At 75.3% G+C, this 15,004-nt stretch carries 15 protein-coding genes; 11 read left to right on the forward strand and 4 right to left on the reverse strand.

Annotated elements, in window-relative coordinates:
- Nucleotides 1–163: 163 nt before the first annotated feature.
- The 4 genes from ACFWDO_RS00260 to ACFWDO_RS00275 are packed head-to-tail and all read left to right on the forward strand — an operon-like array spanning nt 164 to nt 5,383.
- Nucleotides 164–2,488 (forward strand): VanW family protein, encoded by a 2,325-nt coding sequence (locus tag ACFWDO_RS00260; protein ID WP_380317884.1) that lies wholly within the window; start codon nt 164–166, stop codon nt 2,486–2,488.
- On the forward strand, nt 2,488–3,393 hold the full coding sequence (locus ACFWDO_RS00265) for a hypothetical protein (RefSeq protein ID WP_380317887.1): 906 nt from the start codon (nt 2,488–2,490) through the stop codon (nt 3,391–3,393). Before ACFWDO_RS00260 ends, ACFWDO_RS00265 begins: the two co-directional genes overlap by 1 nt.
- A complete protein-coding gene (locus ACFWDO_RS00270; protein WP_380317890.1) occupies nt 3,390–4,370 on the forward strand; it encodes a prephenate dehydratase in 981 nt (326 codons plus the stop codon). The genes ACFWDO_RS00265 and ACFWDO_RS00270 overlap by 4 nt, the downstream gene beginning before the upstream one ends.
- The gene (locus tag ACFWDO_RS00275; RefSeq protein ID WP_380317893.1) at nt 4,367–5,383 is read left to right on the forward strand and encodes a prephenate dehydrogenase; all 1,017 of its coding nucleotides are present in this window, start codon (nt 4,367–4,369) and stop codon (nt 5,381–5,383) included. The genes ACFWDO_RS00270 and ACFWDO_RS00275 overlap by 4 nt, the downstream gene beginning before the upstream one ends.
- Nucleotides 5,384–5,411: 28 nt before the next feature.
- Here ACFWDO_RS00275 and ACFWDO_RS00280 read toward each other — a convergent pair whose 3' ends face one another.
- Nucleotides 5,412–5,720 (reverse strand): hypothetical protein, encoded by a 309-nt coding sequence (locus ACFWDO_RS00280; RefSeq protein WP_380317896.1) that lies wholly within the window; start codon nt 5,718–5,720, stop codon nt 5,412–5,414.
- A gap of 73 nt (nt 5,721–5,793) precedes the next feature.
- Between ACFWDO_RS00280 and fdxA the strand changes: the two genes are divergently transcribed.
- From fdxA to ACFWDO_RS00295, 3 genes are all read left to right on the forward strand, one after another.
- Complete coding sequence (fdxA, locus tag ACFWDO_RS00285; protein WP_079573027.1) at nt 5,794–6,111, forward strand: ferredoxin; 318 nt, start codon at nt 5,794–5,796, stop codon at nt 6,109–6,111.
- On the forward strand, nt 6,111–7,292 hold the full coding sequence (dapC, locus tag ACFWDO_RS00290) for a succinyldiaminopimelate transaminase (RefSeq protein WP_380317900.1): 1,182 nt from the start codon (nt 6,111–6,113) through the stop codon (nt 7,290–7,292). The genes fdxA and dapC overlap by 1 nt, the downstream gene beginning before the upstream one ends.
- Before the next feature lie 194 nt (nt 7,293–7,486).
- Nucleotides 7,487–8,809, forward strand: a complete 1,323-nt coding sequence (locus tag ACFWDO_RS00295; protein WP_380317903.1) for a citrate synthase — start codon at nt 7,487–7,489, stop codon at nt 8,807–8,809.
- Nucleotides 8,810–9,036: 227 nt separating this feature from the next.
- On the opposite strand, the gene ACFWDO_RS00300 is transcribed toward ACFWDO_RS00295, so the two are convergent.
- Both ACFWDO_RS00300 and dapD read right to left on the reverse strand, forming a co-directional pair.
- Complete coding sequence (locus tag ACFWDO_RS00300; RefSeq protein ID WP_380317906.1) at nt 9,037–9,945, reverse strand: hypothetical protein; 909 nt, start codon at nt 9,943–9,945, stop codon at nt 9,037–9,039.
- A 2-nt stretch (nt 9,946–9,947) separates the two neighbouring features.
- Nucleotides 9,948–10,916, reverse strand: coding sequence for a 2,3,4,5-tetrahydropyridine-2,6-dicarboxylate N-succinyltransferase (dapD, locus tag ACFWDO_RS00305; RefSeq protein ID WP_380317909.1), 969 nt, complete (start codon nt 10,914–10,916; stop codon nt 9,948–9,950).
- 30 nt (nt 10,917–10,946) lie between these two features.
- On the opposite strand from dapD, the gene dapE reads away from it, so the two are divergent.
- The 4 genes from dapE to ACFWDO_RS00325 all read left to right on the forward strand — a co-directional run bounded on the left by dapE (nt 10,947) and on the right by ACFWDO_RS00325 (nt 14,253).
- Nucleotides 10,947–12,155: a succinyl-diaminopimelate desuccinylase gene (gene dapE / locus ACFWDO_RS00310; RefSeq protein WP_380317912.1), complete on the forward strand. Its 1,209-nt coding sequence runs from the start codon at nt 10,947–10,949 to the stop codon at nt 12,153–12,155.
- Between the two features lie 10 nt (nt 12,156–12,165).
- Nucleotides 12,166–12,984, forward strand: coding sequence for a TIGR00730 family Rossman fold protein (locus ACFWDO_RS00315; protein ID WP_380317915.1), 819 nt, complete (start codon nt 12,166–12,168; stop codon nt 12,982–12,984).
- Nucleotides 12,981–13,922 (forward strand): dihydropteroate synthase, encoded by a 942-nt coding sequence (folP, locus tag ACFWDO_RS00320; RefSeq protein ID WP_380317918.1) that lies wholly within the window; start codon nt 12,981–12,983, stop codon nt 13,920–13,922. The genes ACFWDO_RS00315 and folP overlap by 4 nt, the downstream gene beginning before the upstream one ends.
- Before the next feature lie 163 nt (nt 13,923–14,085).
- Nucleotides 14,086–14,253, forward strand: a complete 168-nt coding sequence (locus ACFWDO_RS00325) for a DUF3117 domain-containing protein (RefSeq protein ID WP_079573043.1) — start codon at nt 14,086–14,088, stop codon at nt 14,251–14,253.
- Between the two features lie 104 nt (nt 14,254–14,357).
- On the opposite strand, the gene ACFWDO_RS00330 is transcribed toward ACFWDO_RS00325, so the two are convergent.
- Nucleotides 14,358–14,930: an O-methyltransferase gene (locus tag ACFWDO_RS00330; protein ID WP_380317922.1), complete on the reverse strand. Its 573-nt coding sequence runs from the start codon at nt 14,928–14,930 to the stop codon at nt 14,358–14,360.
- Nucleotides 14,931–15,004: the final 74 nt, after the last annotated feature.

Below are 15,004 nucleotides of genomic sequence, written 5' to 3' on the forward strand. Positions count from 1 at the left end.
GTGACGAACGTGTGGGAACTCGTGCCCGAATTGGCGGTTTCACCCGAACTGCGGCGAGGTCGGGCGAGGCCCCGCGAGTAGGATCCTCCACGCGGGTCCGGCCCGCGCCCACCTGTCCTCCCGGGGCGTCGTCCCCGCACCTCCACCCCGACGGAGCCTCTGCATGGGTCACCCGACCGAGCGCGATCCGGCGAGCCACGGATCCGCACCCGCCGAGCCCGCGCGTCCCGACTCCGGGGCCGACATGACGGCGACGAACCCGGCGGCGCCGCCGACCCTGATCACCTCCGCGCCGACTGCTCCCGCCCCGGCGGGCCTCGCGCCGAGCGCACCGGCGCCGGCACCGGCGCCGGCGACGCCGCAGCCCGCGACGGCGCAGCCTGCGACGCCGCCGGTGGCGGAGGAGGAGCCCGACGAGCCGTACCAGCCGCGCGTGCGCCTGTACGAGCAGCGCGTGATCGCGACCGTCGCCGCCCCCTCGACGGGCGCACCCACCCAGGCGCTGCCCGCGGTGTCCGCGTCCGCCGCCCCGGCGGCGTTCGGGGCGGCCGCGGCCTTCGCCGCGCCCGGCGGTCCGGCCGCGCCCGGCGGTCCGGCCGGACCTGTCGGCCCCGGTGGACCTGTCGGCCCCGGTGGACGTGTCGGCCCCGGCGGCGCGGGCGGGACCGGCGGGCCCGAGGGCCCGGCGTCGGGCTCCCCGCTCGACGGCCTCGCCGGCGACGGCGCCCCCAGCCGCGCGCCCAAGGTGGCGCTGTGGGCGGGCGTCGGCCTCGTCGTCGTGGCGGGCCTGTACGTGGGCGCGCAGGCGGCGGTCGCGGGGTCGGTGGCCAAGGGCACGACCGTGGCGGGCGTCGACATCGGCGGCATGGACACCGCCGCCGCGGTGGCGGCGCTGGACGCAGGCCTCGGCCCGCGCGCGGCCGAGCCGATCACCGTCCAGGCGGGCGACGCCTCGAGCACGGTCGACCCGGCCGACGCGGGCCTGTCCTTCGACGCCGACGCGACGGTCGAGGACCTCACCGGGTTCTCGCTGGGCCCGGCGCACCTGTGGGAGCACCTGGTGGGCGGGGACGAGGTCGCCCCGGCGGTCGACGTCCGACGCTCGGCGCTGACCGAGGCGCTCTCGGGGCTGGAGGAGTCGCTGCAGGTCGAGCCCGTGGACGGCACCGTCGGATTCAAGGGTGCCAAGGCGGTCGCGACGAAGGCCGAGGAGGGCTCCAGCGTGCAGGTCGACGCGGCGGTCGACACCGTCGCGGACGCGTGGCTGGTCACCTCGGGCCCGGTCGAGCTCCCCACCAAGACGGTCGACCCGGCGATCACGCAGGAGGAGACCGACGCGGCCCTGGCCGAGGCGGAGCAGGTCGTGAGCGGCCCCGTCGAGGTGGAGGTCGGCGACCAGACCGCGGAGCTGAGCCCGAAGACGCTCGCGAAGGCGACCTCGTTCAAGGCGGCCGACGGCTCGCTCACCGCGAAGTTCGACGGCGACAAGATCGTCTCGGCGGTCGTCGAGGGCACCGACGGGCTGCTCACGGAGCCGGACGACGCGCACTTCGTGTTCTCGGGCGGCAAGCCCGTGGTCGAGGGCGGCGCCCAGGGCACGTCCCTGGACCCGGACGCCGCGGCGAAGGCCGTCGGCAAGGCCGCTCTGGGGGACTCGCGCACCACGCAGCTGAAGCTCGTCGAGCGCGACCCGGAGCGCACCAAGGAGGGCCTCGAGGAGATGGGCGTGAAGGAGGTCGTCTCCGAGTTCTCCACGCCCCTGACCAGCGACAGCGTCCGCACCCGGAACCTGATCCGCGGTGCGCAGCTCGTCACGGGCACGCTCGTCGCCCCGGGCGAGACGTTCTCCCTGCTCGACACCCTGTCGCCCGTGACGGCGGCCAACGGGTACGTGCAGTCGGGCGTCATCAGCAACGGCGTGCACACCGACGCCATCGGCGGCGGGCTGTCCCAGATGGCCACCACCACGTACAACGCGGCGTACCACGCCGGGTACGACGACGCGGGCCACCAGCCGCACAGCTACTGGTTCGACCGCTACCCGGCCGGGCGCGAGGCCACCATCTACGTGGGCGCGATCGACATGAAGTTCACCAACGACACCCCGTACGGCGCGGTCATGCAGTCGTGGGTGTCGGGCGGGCGCGTGCACGTCGCGATCTGGTCCACGAAGTACTACACGGTGAAGCCCGGGACGGGCGACAAGCGCAACATCGTGCAGGCCACCCCGGTGCACAGCTCCGGCGCGTCGTGCGAGCCGTACCCGGGCGGCAGCGACGGCTTCACGATCACCGACTACCGCAAGGTGTACCTCGACGGCAAGCAGGTCAAGGACGAGTCGAAGACCTGGACGTACAAGCCGGACAACCCGGTGGTGTGCGACCAGCCGAAGGCCGACCGGGACCAGGACCGCCAGCCCAAGGACGACCAGGGCGACGGCGGCGGCGGGAGCACGGACGACAGCGACAGCAAGGCCAAGGAGGACTGATGCTCGGACGCTCGGAACGCGAGTCCCCGGCGCACGCCGCGCAGGCGGCGCACGACGCGGGATGGTCGGGGGTCGCCGCCGGCTCGGCGGTGGTCGCGGCCGTGGCGGACGAGTCGCTCGAGCTGCTCGACCTCGGCACGACGTCCGACACGCTCGCCACGGTGGCGACGATCGACGACCTCGCCGCGGTGGTGCACCTGGGCCACCCGGAGCAGCCGTCGCCGGCGCTCGAGGAGGCGATCCTCGCGGGCGACCCGTCGCTCATCGTCACGGCGGCGGTCGCCGTCGCGCCGCAGTGGGTGTGGGTGGCCCCGGCGGGCGCGTCGGGCGGCCAGGTCGTCATCGACGAGGCCGGGATGCGCGACTGCCAGGACCTGCTGCGTGGCATGGGCGTGAGCCCCCGCCTGGTGCCCACGCGGACGTCGGTCGACGAGCGGGTCGCGCTCGCCGGGGCGTCGGGCTCGATCGTCGTCGAGCGGTCGCGGGTGCCCGCCGGCTGGGCCGAGGTGCCCGGCAGCGAGCGGCTCGCCGGCCGCCTGCCGGTCTGGTACGGGCTGCTGGAGGCGCGCGCCGCGTGGCCGCGGTTCGACGAGCCCGCCCAGGTGTGGCTCGCCGTCGGGCCGTCGGACGACCACCGCGGGTCGCTGCAGCACACGCTGGCCGTGCTGTCGGCCGCGGGCGTGGACCTGCAGCACCTGCGCAGCCACGTGTCCGCCCGCGGGCCCCACGTGTTCTTCACCTCGTTCCGCTGCCCGTCCGTCGACGTCCTGGACGGCCTCGTCGCCGAGCTGGACGGCCGCGGCGTCGCGCACCGTACGCTCGCGGTGCTGCCGGGCGAGGGCTTCGTGCCGGGGCCCGTCCCGCTGGACCCGCGCTGGGTCGAGGGCGGGCAGGCCGGGGCATGAGGGTCGCGTACCTGGGCCCGGAGGGCACGTTCACCCACGAGGCGGCGCGCCGCTGGGCCGGGGGCGCGGGCTCTGCGGCACGGGACCAGGCCGAGGACGTGGCCCTCGAGCCCCTCGCGACGGTGCGCGCGGTGCACGACGCCGTCGCGTCGGGGGCCGCGGACCGCGGGGTCGTCGCGATCGAGAGCTCGGTCGAGGGGTACGTCGTGCCGTCGCTCGACGCTCTGGTGGGCAGCCCCGACGTCGTGGCCGTCGACGAGGTGGTGCTGGACGTCTCGTTCGACGCGTTCGTCCGGCCCGGGCACGCCGACGGCGCCGGCCTGCGCGAGGCGACCGCGCACCCGCACGGCCTGGCGCAGTGCACGCGGTTCGTCACCGAGCGGGGCCTGCTGCCCGTGCCGGCGTCGTCCAACGCGGCCGCCTGCCGCGACCTCGCCGACCATCAGGTCGCCTTCGGCCCGCGGCTGTGCGGGGAGCTGTACGGGCTGGAGACCCTCGCCACGGGGGTGGAGGACTTCGGCGGCGCGCGGACCCGCTTCCTCGTGCTGTGCCGGCGCGACGACGCGCCCGCCGCGTGGGCCCCGGTGCGCGCGGAGGGTGGTGAGGCCGCCGGTGGCGCATGGCGCACGATGCTCGCGATGACGCCGGTCGTGACGGGGCCGGGCGTGCTCGCGCGCGTCACGGGCGAGTTCGCGGCGCGCGGCGTCAACATGACGAGCCTCGTCGAGCGCCCGCTGAAGGTGCGTGAGAGCCAGTACGTGTTCGTCGTGACGCTCGACGGCGCCCCGTGGGAGCCGCGCGTGCGCGACCTGCTCGAGGCGCTCCTCGGCGCGGGCGACTCGCTCAAGGTGCTCGGGGCGTTCCCGGTGTCGCCGGGCGGGCCCGGGCTGGACGGCGTCCTGCCCGACCACGTGCCGACGGGCAGCGTGCTGCAGCAGGACGCGGACGAGACGCTCGCCCGGGGCCTGCTGTGGTGACCCGCGGCCCCGTCGGCACGGTCGCGGTGGTGGGCCTGGGGCTCGTCGGCGGGTCGCTGACCCGGCTGCTCGCCGCGCGCGGCGTCGACGTCGTCGCGACCGACGTCGACCCTGGTACCCGTGCGGACGCCCGGGCGGTGGGTCTGCGCGTCGCGGACGACCTCGCGGACCTCTGCGCGGCCGGCCCGGACCTGGTGGTGCTGGCCGTGCCGCTGCGGGCCGTCCGCGCGGCGGCGGCGGAGCTGGCGCCGCTGCTGGCCGGCGGCGACGCGACGCTCACGGACGTCGGCAGCGTCAAGGGCCCGGTGCGCGCCGCGGTGCGGGCGGCGGGCCTGGGCGACCGGTACGTGGGCGCCCACCCGATGGCCGGCACCGAGCAGAGCGGGTTCGCCGCGTCGGACGCCGGTCTGCTCGACGGCGCGCCCTGGGCGGTCACCGTGGCCGAGCCGGGCGCCGCCGCGGCGCACGAGCCGGCGCGCCTGGAGCAGGTGCTGCGCCTGGTGACGGGGCCGCTGGGCGGCACCGCGGCGGTCGTCACCGACGACCGGCACGACGAGGCGGCCGCCCTGATCAGCCACGTGCCGCACGTGCTGGCCACCCAGCTCCTCAACGCCGTGGCGGGCGCCCCCGTGCGCGACCTGGCGCTCGGCCTCGCGGCGGGCAGCTTCCGGGACGGCACGCGGGTCGCGCTCACCGACCCCGGCCGCACCGAGGCGATGGTCACCGAGAACGCCGCGTGGGTCGCGCCCGCGCTGCGCAAGGCGGTGCGCGACCTCGAGGTCGTGATCGGGGCGCTGGAGACGAACGGGTCGCTGCACGACGTCTTCCATGCCGCCGACGACGTCCGCGAGCTCCGCGCGGGCCGTGAGCGGCGCAACGGCGCCGAGGAGCGCGTGCCGCTGACCGGCGGCTGGACGCCCGCCGCGGTGGACGACCTCGTCTCGCGCTGCACGACCGGAACCGTCGTGGTGGGCGTCGACGACGACGCGGTCCGGGTGCGCGCGCCGCGCTGACGCGGGTCGACGTCGGGTCCTGCGTGGCTCAGTCGTCCTCGGGCCGGCCGCGCCGCGCCCGCCGCGGCGGGATCGGCTTCACGGCCTCGACGTCGGCTGCGGCGACGGAGACCTCCGCCAGGCCGGGGGACCGGTCGGGGAGCACACGCACGCCGTCGGGCCCGGCGGCCGTGAGAATCCCCACGACGTCGGCCCACCGGGCGCCGCTCTCGGCGGCCTCCGTGGCCGACAGCCGTCGCCGCACGACGACGCGGGTGCCCGCGGGCAGGCGGCGCCACGCGGACGGGGGTCCGGGGGGCGGTACGGCTGGTGGGACGGCTGACGGCGGAGGCACCACGTCAGCGATACTAGAGTTGGTCCGGCGCCCGGCTCTCCGGCGCGCGCCCTCGTCACCTGGAAGGTAGCCCGCAGTGACCTACGTGATCGCTCAGCCGTGCGTCGACGTCAAGGACAAGGCGTGCATCGAGGAGTGTCCCGTGGACTGCATCTACGAGGGCTCGCGGTCGCTCTACATCCACCCGGACGAGTGCGTGGACTGCGGTGCATGCGAGCCGGTGTGCCCGGTCGAGGCCATCTACTACGAGGACGACGTCCCCGAGCAGTGGAAGGACTACTACCGCGCCAACGTCGAGTTCTTCGACGACCTGGGCTCCCCGGGCGGCGCCGCGAAGATGGGGCTCATCGAGAAGGACGACCCCATGATCTCCGCCCTGCCGCCCCAGGCCTGATGGGCTTCGCGGACCTCAGCGACCTGCCCTACCCCTGGGACACGCTGGGGGACGTGCGGGCCACGGCCCACGCCCACCCCGGCGGCGTGGTCGACCTGTCGATCGGCACGCCCGTCGACCCGACGCCCGCCGTCGTGCGCGACGCGCTGGCCGCGGCGTCGGACGCCCACGGCTACCCGCTGACGCACGGCACGCCCGCGCTGCGCGCGGCCGTCGCGGACTGGTTCGCCCGGCGCCGCGGCGTCCCCGACCTCGACCCGGCGGCCGTGCTGCCCACGGTGGGCTCCAAGGAGCTCGTCGGGCTGCTCCCGTCGCTGCTGCGGCTGGGGCCGGGCGACGTCGTGGTGCACCCGGCGGTCGCGTACCCGACCTACGACGTCGGGGCGCGCCTGGCGGGCGCGACGCCGCTGGCCACGGACGACGTCGACGACTGGGCCGGGCGCGACGACGTGCGCCTGGTGTGGGTCAACTCGCCCGGCAACCCGACCGGCGAGGTCGCCGACGTCGCGCACCTGCGCCGCGTGGTGGAGGCCGCGCGCGCGACCGGCGCCGTCGTCGTGGGCGACGAGTGCTACGCCGAGCTGCCGTGGGCGGACGCCTGGGTGGGCGAGGGCGGGGTCTCCCGCGTGCCGAGCCTGCTCGACCCGCGGGTCACCGGCGGCAGCCACGACGGCCTGCTCGTGGCGTACTCGCTGTCGAAGCAGTCCAACGTGGCCGGGTACCGCGCCGCGTTCGTGGCCGGCGACCCGGCCCTGGTCGAGGGTCTGCTGGCCACGCGCAAGCACCTCGGCATGATCGTGCCGGCACCGGTCCAGGCGGCGATGACCGCGGCGCTCGGCGACGACGTGCACGTGGCCGCGCAGCGCGAGGTCTACCGCCGCCGCCGCGCGGCCCTGCTGGGCGCGCTCGAGGCCGCCGGGTTCGTCGTCGACGGGTCCGAGGCCGGCCTCTACCTGTGGGCGCGCCCCGCGGGGGAGCCCGGCGGCGCGACGTCGGGGGCGGCGGACCCGGTGCCGGCCGGCGCGACGTCGCGGGAGCTCGCGGCCTGGTTCGCCCGCCGCGGCATCCTCGTCGGGCCCGGGGAGTTCTACGGGACGGCGGGGGAGCGGCACGTGCGCGTCGCGCTGACCGCGCCCGACGACTCCGTGGCAGAGGCTGTGTCCCGCATCACATCCGCGTGACCGCCCGGATGGCAGGGGATGAGCAGGGGATTGGAACACCTTGGTGTTGAGGGGTAGGTTCGACCGCAGGCCGCGGTCACCCTGGAGGACACACGCGGCCGGCGTACCTCGGGTCGCCCCCGTCCCCGAGTCACGAGTCACGCGCTCTCCGTCCCCGTCGCCGGGTGCCGGTGGGCCCGTCACGGAAGGAAGACATGACGTCCACCACGCCTGCCGCAGGCACCACGGGAGACACCGCCACGGTTGAGCTCGTCGTCGACGGCACCGCCCGGCAGCTGCCCGTCGTCCCGGCCACGGAGGGCAACGACGGCATCGTCGTGTCGTCCCTGCTCAAGGACACCGGCCTGGTCACCGTCGACCCGGGCTTCACCAACACCGCGTCGTGCGAGTCGGCCATCACGTACATCGACGGCGACCAGGGCATCCTGCGCTACCGCGGGTACCCGATCGAGCAGCTCGCCGACTCGTCCACCTTCCTCGAGGTGGCCTACCTGCTGATCCACGGCGAGCTGCCCTCGGCGACGGAGCTGTCGGCGTTCGAGGAGCGGGTCAACCGCCACACGCTCGTGCCCGAGGGCTTCCGCGCGTTCCTCTCGTCGTTCCCGCGCGGCGGACACCCGATGTCGATCCTCGCGTCGGCCGTCAACGCGCTCCCGACGTACTACCCGGAGTCGCTCGACCCGCACGACCCCGAGGCCGTCGAGCTCGCCACCGTGCTGATCCTCGCGAAGATCCGCACCATCACCTCGTACCTGCACCGTGCGACGCGCGACGAGCCGCTCATGTACCCGGACTACGCCCGCGGCTACGTGGACGACTTCCTGCGCATGACGTTCTCGCGGCCGTACGAGCAGTGGGAGTCCGACCCGGTGCTCGTGTCCGCCATGGACAAGCTGCTCATCCTGCACGCCGACCACGAGCAGAACTGCTCCACGTCCACCGTGCGCATCGTCGGCTCGTCGAACGCGACGCTCTACGCGTCCGTCGCCGCCGGCATCAACGCCCTCTCCGGCCCGTCGCACGGCGGCGCCAACGAGGCCGTGCTCACGATGCTCGAGAGCATCCGCAGCGGCGACGACTCCGTCGAGACCTTCATGAAGAAGGTCAAGAACAAGGAGGACGGCGTCCGGCTCATGGGCTTCGGGCACCGCGTCTACAAGAGCTACGACCCGCGCGCCGCGATCGTCAAGAAGCACGCCGACGCCGTGCTCGGCCAGCTCGGCGCCAAGGACGAGCTCCTCGACATCGCCCGCGGGCTCGAGGAGATCGCCCTGTCCGACGACTACTTCGTGCAGCGCAAGCTGTACCCGAACGTCGACTTCTACACCGGCCTCATCTACAAGGCCATGGGCTTCTCGCCGGCCATGTTCACGCCGCTGTTCGCGCTGGGCCGCATGCCGGGCTGGATCGCCCAGTGGCGCGAGATGATGCACGACCCGCAGACCAAGATCGGCCGCCCGCGGCAGGTCTACACGGGTCCCACCGAGCGCGACTACGTGGGGCTCGAGCAGCGCTGATCGCCTTCCTTGGGACCGTCGCGTCCCGGTAGTGCCCGCCGAGGGAGCGGGATCTCGTGTCGCGAGGCGTCCATCCGATCGCTCGCACCTCGCGACCTCCCGCCAGGCCCATCCAGCCTCGCGACACGAGATCCCGCTCCCTCGGCTCGTTCGTCCTGCGGCCTTTCGCTCCGCGGCCTTGGTGCAGGAACCGTGTCCGCCCGCGAGGTGGACTGCGGGGAACCGTGTCAGCCGGCGGGGAGGACGACGACGACCGCGCCCGCGGGCGGGTGTGCGGCGCCCGGGGCTGTCTCCCACTCGCCGGTCTCGCGGCTCCAGGCCTGCCGGCCGGCGCGGACCTCCTCGGCGCCGGTGGACGACGCCGTCGCGACCGCCCAGTGCGCGACGGCCCACGTCGAGAGCTTCTGCTTCAGCGGCAGGCCGGCCGTGTCGATGCGCACCGTGGTGCCGTCGTCGCCCGCCCGCACGGCGTCGGTGGGCAGGCCGAGGTCGCGCGCCGCGAGCTCGGTCAGGGTGGCCACGGCGGCGTCGCCGGTGGGGGCGTCGGTCTCGGCGACGGGCGGGAGCGTGCACGTGACGGCGCCGGGGGAGTGCCCGGTGAGCGCGGACGCCCAGGCGCGCGACCGGGTCTCGTGCTGGGCGTACGCCTCCGGGAACCCGGAGCGTTGCACGGCCTGGGCGGCGTCGGTGACCTCCATGTCCTGGTAGCCCCGGACCTCGACGAGGCCGTCGAAGAAGGCGCCGGTCGAGTACACGGGGTCCATGATCTCCTCGGGCGTGCCCCAGCCCTGCGACGGGCGCTGCTGGAACAGGCCGAGCGAGTCCCGGTCGCCGTAGTCGATGTTCACCAGGCGCGACTCCTGCAGCGCGGTCGCCAGCGCGATCGTCGCGGCCCGTCCGGGCAGGCCCCGCTGCACGGACGTGCCGACCACCAGCGCGGCGTTCTGGGCCTGCACGGGCGTGAGGTACCAGGACGTGCCGTCCAGCGCGGCGGCGCAGCGCTCGGGCTCCGGCGGGCTCGTGCGGTCCAGGAACCACACGACGCCCGCGATCGCGCCGACCCCGACCACGAGGACGGCGCCGACGGCCGCGGCGATCCCGGCCGTGCGCCGCCTTCGACGTCGGGCCCGGCTCACCGTCAGTTCGCGTGCAGCGCGGCGTTGAGCTCGATGCCGACCCCACCGCGCTCGAGCACCTCGACGGTGCCGGTGCGGGAGTTGCGGCGGAAGAGCAGGTTGTCGCGGCCGGCCAGGTCGCGGGCCTTGACGACGAGCGGGTCGCCGTCGGCGCCCATCTCGCCGAGCACGGTGACCTTGGTGCCGGCGGTCAGGTAGAGGCCGGCCTCGACCACGCAGTCGTCGCCCAGCGGGATGCCGAGGCCGGCGTTGGCGCCCAGCAGGGACCGCTCGCCCACGCGGATGACCTCCTTGCCGCCCCCGGACAGCGTGCCCATGATCGACGCGCCGCCGCCGACGTCGGACCCGTCGCCCACGACGACCCCCGCCGAGATGCGGCCCTCGACCATCGACGCGCCGAGCGTGCCGGCGTTGAAGTTCACGAAGCCCTCGTGCATGACCGTGGTTCCGGCGGCGAGGTGCGCGCCCAGGCGCACGCGGTCGGCGTCGGCGATCCGCACGCCCGCGGGGACGACGTAGTCGACCATGCGGGGGAACTTGTCGACGCCGAACACGGTGACGGCGCGGCCGGTGTCGGCGCGCAGGCGCAGGCGGGTGGCCTCGAAGCCCTCGACGGCGCACGGGCCGTGCGACGTCCACACCACGTTGGTCAGCACGCCGAACAGCCCGTCCAGGTTCACGCCGTGCGGCTCGACCAGCCGGTGCGAGAGCAGGTGCAGGCGCAGGTACGCGTCGGCGGTGTCCGTCGGCGCGACGTCGAGGTCGATCACCGTGCGCACGACGACGACGTCCACGCGGCGCGCGTCGTCCCGCTCGGTGAGGGCGTCGAGCTCGGCCGGGATGTCGACGTCCGACTCCGGCGGCGCGCCCAGCACGGGGGCGGGGTACCAGACGTCGAGCGTGGTGCCGTCGTCGGCGACCGTGGCGAGACCGAGGCCCCAGGCGGGGCGGGAGGAGGCAGGCGTCGTCATGCGGCCAGCGTAGTCGGCGCGTCTGCCACGATGGTGCGCGTGACCACGGACCGCACAGCGCCTTCGCCCGACCCCCACCTGGACCTGCACGCCGCCTCCCGGATCGACACACTCCTGGACACCCTGCTCGACCCGGCGACGATCGCGTCGTCCGACCTCGTCGACCTGCTGGCCGCGGTGTGCGACGTGCCGTCGGTCTCGGGCGACGAGGCCGCGCTCGCCGACGCCGTGGAGCGCGTGCTGCGCGCCCAGCCGCACCTGGAGGTGCTGCGCGACGGCGACGCGCTCGTGGCGCGCACGACCCTCGGCCGCGACCGGCGCGTGATCATCGCCGGCCACCTCGACACCGTGCCGCTCACCGAGCCCGCCAACCTCCCGACCCGGCGGGAGACCGCGGCGGACGGCACCGTGGAGCTGTGGGGCCGCGGCACGGTGGACATGAAGGGCGGCGTGGCGATCGCCCTCGCCCTCGCCGTGGAGCTCGGGCGCCCGGGCGCGGAGCCCGCGCACGACGTCACCTACGTCTTCTACGACCACGAGGAGGTCGAGGCGTCCCTCAGCGGGCTGGGCCGCCTGGTGCGCAACCACCCGGAGGCGCTCGCGGGGGACTTCGCGATCCTCGGGGAGTCCAGCAACAACGGCATCGAGGGCGGCTGCAACGGCACGCTGCGCGTCGAGGTCCGCACCCACGGCGTCGCCGCGCACTCGGCCCGTGCCTGGGCGGGAGTCAACGCGATCCACGCGGCGGCCCCGGTGCTCGCCCGCCTGGCCGCGTACGAGGCGCGGGAGGTCGAGGTGGACGGCCTGGTGTACCGGGAGAGCCTGGGCGCGGTCGGCATCCGCGGCGGCATCGCGGGCAACGTCGTGCCCGACGCCTGCACCGTCACCGTCAACTACCGCTTCGCGCCGTCCCTGGACGTCGCGGGGGCGGAGGCGCACGTGCGCGAGCTGTTCGAGGGGTTCGAGGTCGTCGTCACCGACGCCGCGCCGGGCGCCCGACCGGGCCTCGACGACCCGCTGGTGGCCGACTTCGCGGCCGCGGTCCAGGCCGCCACGGGTACCGAGCCGAAGCCCAAGTACGGCTGGACGGACGTGGCGCGGTTCGCCGAGCTGGGCATCCCCGCGGTGAACTTCGGTCCCGGCGACCCGGTGCTGGCGCACAAGGACGACGAGCGGCTGCCCGTCGCGCGCCTCGCGGTCGGCCGCGACGCCCTGCGCGCGTGGCTGCTGGGCGCCTAGGCTCGGGGACATGACGCGAGCGACCAACCATCCTGGCCCGGGCACCGGCCGCGGCGACGACGGCGTGCCCCAGAAGGGCAGCGGCTACCGCAAGGGGCCCGTGCTCCTGCGCGGGAAGGAGATCCCCGCCCAGACCACCGACCAGCGGCTCCTGTCCGGCGGGGGAGACTCCGACTGGGTGCACTCCGACCCGTGGCGCGTGATGCGGATCCAGTCGGAGTTCGTCGAGGGCTTCGGCGCGCTCGCCGAGGTGGGCCCGGCCGTGTCGGTCTTCGGCTCGGCGCGCACGTCTCCCGACCACCCGGACTATGCGCAGGCCGTCGAGGTCGGCCGCCTCCTCGCGGAGGCCGGGTACGCCGTCATGACGGGCGGCGGCCCCGGCATCATGGAGGCCGCGAACGCCGGCGCGCACAAGGCGGGCGGCACGTCCATCGGCCTCGGCATCGAGCTGCCGTTCGAGCAGGGCATGAACGAGCACGTCAACCTCGGCGTGAACTTCCGGTACTTCTTCGCCCGCAAGACGATGTTCGTCAAGTACGCGCAGGGATTCATCGTGCTGCCGGGCGGGTTCGGCACCTTCGACGAGCTGTTCGAGGCGCTCACCCTCGTCCAGACGCACAAGGTCACCGAGTTCCCCATCGTGCTCGTCGGCTCCGACTACTGGGGCGGCCTCCTCGACTGGCTGCGCACCGCCGTCGCCGACCGCGGCATGATCGGCGCACACGACATCGACCTCATGCACCTGACGGACTCGCCCGCCGAGGCCGTCCAGTACGTCGTCGAGCGCGGGCACGTGCTCGCGGCGCGCGCCACCGCCGACGGCTCGTGACGGACCTGGCCCCGCCGCCCGCGGGGACGCCGCTGGTGCTGCGCGGGCGCGAGGTCGGCCGCGGGTCCGACGGCGCGCTGCGGCCGGTGGTGATGGCGATCGTCAACCGCACCACCGACTCGTTCTACGCCCCCGCCCGCCAGCCGGACGAGGGCGCGGCGCTCGCGGCCGCCCACCAGGCCTGGGAGGACGGCGCGCAGATCCTCGACGTCGGTGGCGTGCGAGCCGGCGTCGGCCCCGAGGTCGACGAGGCGGAGGAGATCGACCGCGTCGTCCCGTTCGTCGCGCGGCTGCGCGAGCAGGTCCCGGACCTGCTCGTGTCGGTCGACACGTGGCGGGCCGGCGTCGCCCGCGAGGTGGTCGCGGCGGGCGCGGACCTGGTCAACGACACCTGGGCGGGCCATGACCCCGAGCTCGTCGAGGTGGCGGGTGCGGCGGGCGTCGGCGTCGTCTGCTCGCACACGGGCGGGGCCGTGCCGCGCACCGACCCGTACCGCGTCGAGTACCCGCCGACGCCGGGCGCGGGCGGCGACCCGCGCGACGGCGTCCTCGACGACGCGGTCGCGACGCTGCGCGCGGCGGCCGCGCGCGCGGTGGCGTGCGGCGTCCCGGCCCGCTCCGTCCTGGTGGACCCGACGCACGACTTCGGGAAGAACACCTGGCACTCGCTGCACCTGCTGCGCCGCACGGAGGTGCTCGCCGGGCTGGGCTACCCGCTGCTCATGGCCCTCAGCCGCAAGGACTTCGTGGGGGAGACGCTGGGGCTCGGCCCCGACGACCGCCTCGAGGGCACCCTGGCGGCCACGGCGCTCGCGGCGTGGATGGGGGCGACCGTCTTCCGCGCGCACGACGTCGTCGCGACCCGGCGGGTGCTCGACCTGGTCGCGGTCGTGCGCGACGAGGCGCCCCCGCACGCCGTGCTGCGTGGCCTGGCCTGACGGCGGCGGGTCTCGCCAGTCGATCCGAGGCGTCCGGGGTGTGGAAGTCGGGGGCAGGTTCTGAACTAGAATGGTGGGGCGCGCCTCGGCCCGCTCCCGCCGACCGGCGGACAGCGGGCAGGGGTCAGGCCGAGGAACCGGACAACGGAATGGAGAGCCACAGATGGCTGCGATGAAGCCGCGGACGGGCGACGGGCCGCTGGAGGTCACCAAGGAAGGACGCGGCATCGTCATGCGGGTCCCGCTCGAGGGTGGCGGCCGTCTGGTCGTGGAGCTGAACGCCACCGAGGCGACTGAGCTGGGCGAGGCGCTCCAGGCCGTCGTCTCCTGACGGCGAGGACGCGACAGACGCGGCGAGCGCGGGGCGGACGCCCCGCGCTCGTTTCTTTTGCCCTCCCTCGGAGCCGTCCTCCGTCGGCGTCTCGCGGGCGGTGCTCAGCGCCGCACGGCGAGCAGCAGCCCGTCGCCGGAGGGCGCGAGCGCCGAGAGCACCCGGTCGTCGGCGCGCAGGGAGCGGCCGACGTCGCGCACCACGGTGGTGACCTCGTCGCGGCGCGCCGGGTCGGGCACGCGGCCGCCGTGCAGGGCGCCGTCGACGGCGAGCACACCGCCCGGGCGCAGCAGCCGCAGCCCCGCCTCGACGTACTCCGGGTAGGCGTGCGGGTCGGCCCCGACGAGCACCAGGTCGTACGCACCGTCGGTGAGGCGCGGCAGCACGTCCGCGGGGCGGCCGGGGATGGTCCGCGTGCGGGCCGGGCGGATCCCGGCCTCGGCGAACGCCCGCTTCGCGGCCCGCTGGTGCTCGAGCTCCGCGTCGATCGTCGTGAGGACGCCGTCGGCGGGCATGCCGCGCAGCAGCCAGAGCGCGGCGACCCCCGTGCCCGTGCCGACCTCGACCACGGCCCGCGCGCCCAGCGACGCGGCCATCACCTGGAGGAGCGCGCCGGTGCCCGGGGAGGCGGCGTGGCAGCCCAGCTCCGCGGCGCGCTCGCGGGCACGCAGCAGCACCTCGTCCTCGGGGACGAAGGACTCGCTGTAGGCCCAGGCGGCGGTGCGTCCGCTGCGGGCGTCGACGTCGGTGC

It is taken from the genome of Isoptericola sp. NPDC060185 (genome assembly GCF_042728595.1).
Classification (GTDB): domain Bacteria; phylum Actinomycetota; class Actinomycetes; order Actinomycetales; family Cellulomonadaceae; genus Isoptericola.

Excerpts from the sequence above, each read along its gene's own strand:
- ACFWDO_RS00260 (WP_380317884.1), top strand. The coding sequence starts at position 164 with ATGGGTCACCCGACCGAGCGCGATCCGGCGAGCCACGGATCCGCACCC.
- ACFWDO_RS00265 (WP_380317887.1), top strand. The coding sequence starts at position 2,488 with ATGCTCGGACGCTCGGAACGCGAGTCCCCGGCGCACGCCGCGCAGGCG.
- ACFWDO_RS00270 (WP_380317890.1), top strand. The coding sequence starts at position 3,390 with ATGAGGGTCGCGTACCTGGGCCCGGAGGGCACGTTCACCCACGAGGCG.
- dapC (WP_380317900.1), top strand. The coding sequence starts at position 6,111 with ATGGGCTTCGCGGACCTCAGCGACCTGCCCTACCCCTGGGACACGCTG.
- ACFWDO_RS00295 (WP_380317903.1), top strand. The coding sequence starts at position 7,487 with ATGACGTCCACCACGCCTGCCGCAGGCACCACGGGAGACACCGCCACG.
- dapD (WP_380317909.1), bottom strand. The coding sequence starts at position 10,916 with ATGACGACGCCTGCCTCCTCCCGCCCCGCCTGGGGCCTCGGTCTCGCC.
- dapE (WP_380317912.1), top strand. The coding sequence starts at position 10,947 with ATGGTGCGCGTGACCACGGACCGCACAGCGCCTTCGCCCGACCCCCAC.
- ACFWDO_RS00315 (WP_380317915.1), top strand. The coding sequence starts at position 12,166 with ATGACGCGAGCGACCAACCATCCTGGCCCGGGCACCGGCCGCGGCGAC.
- ACFWDO_RS00325 (WP_079573043.1), top strand. The coding sequence starts at position 14,086 with ATGGCTGCGATGAAGCCGCGGACGGGCGACGGGCCGCTGGAGGTCACC.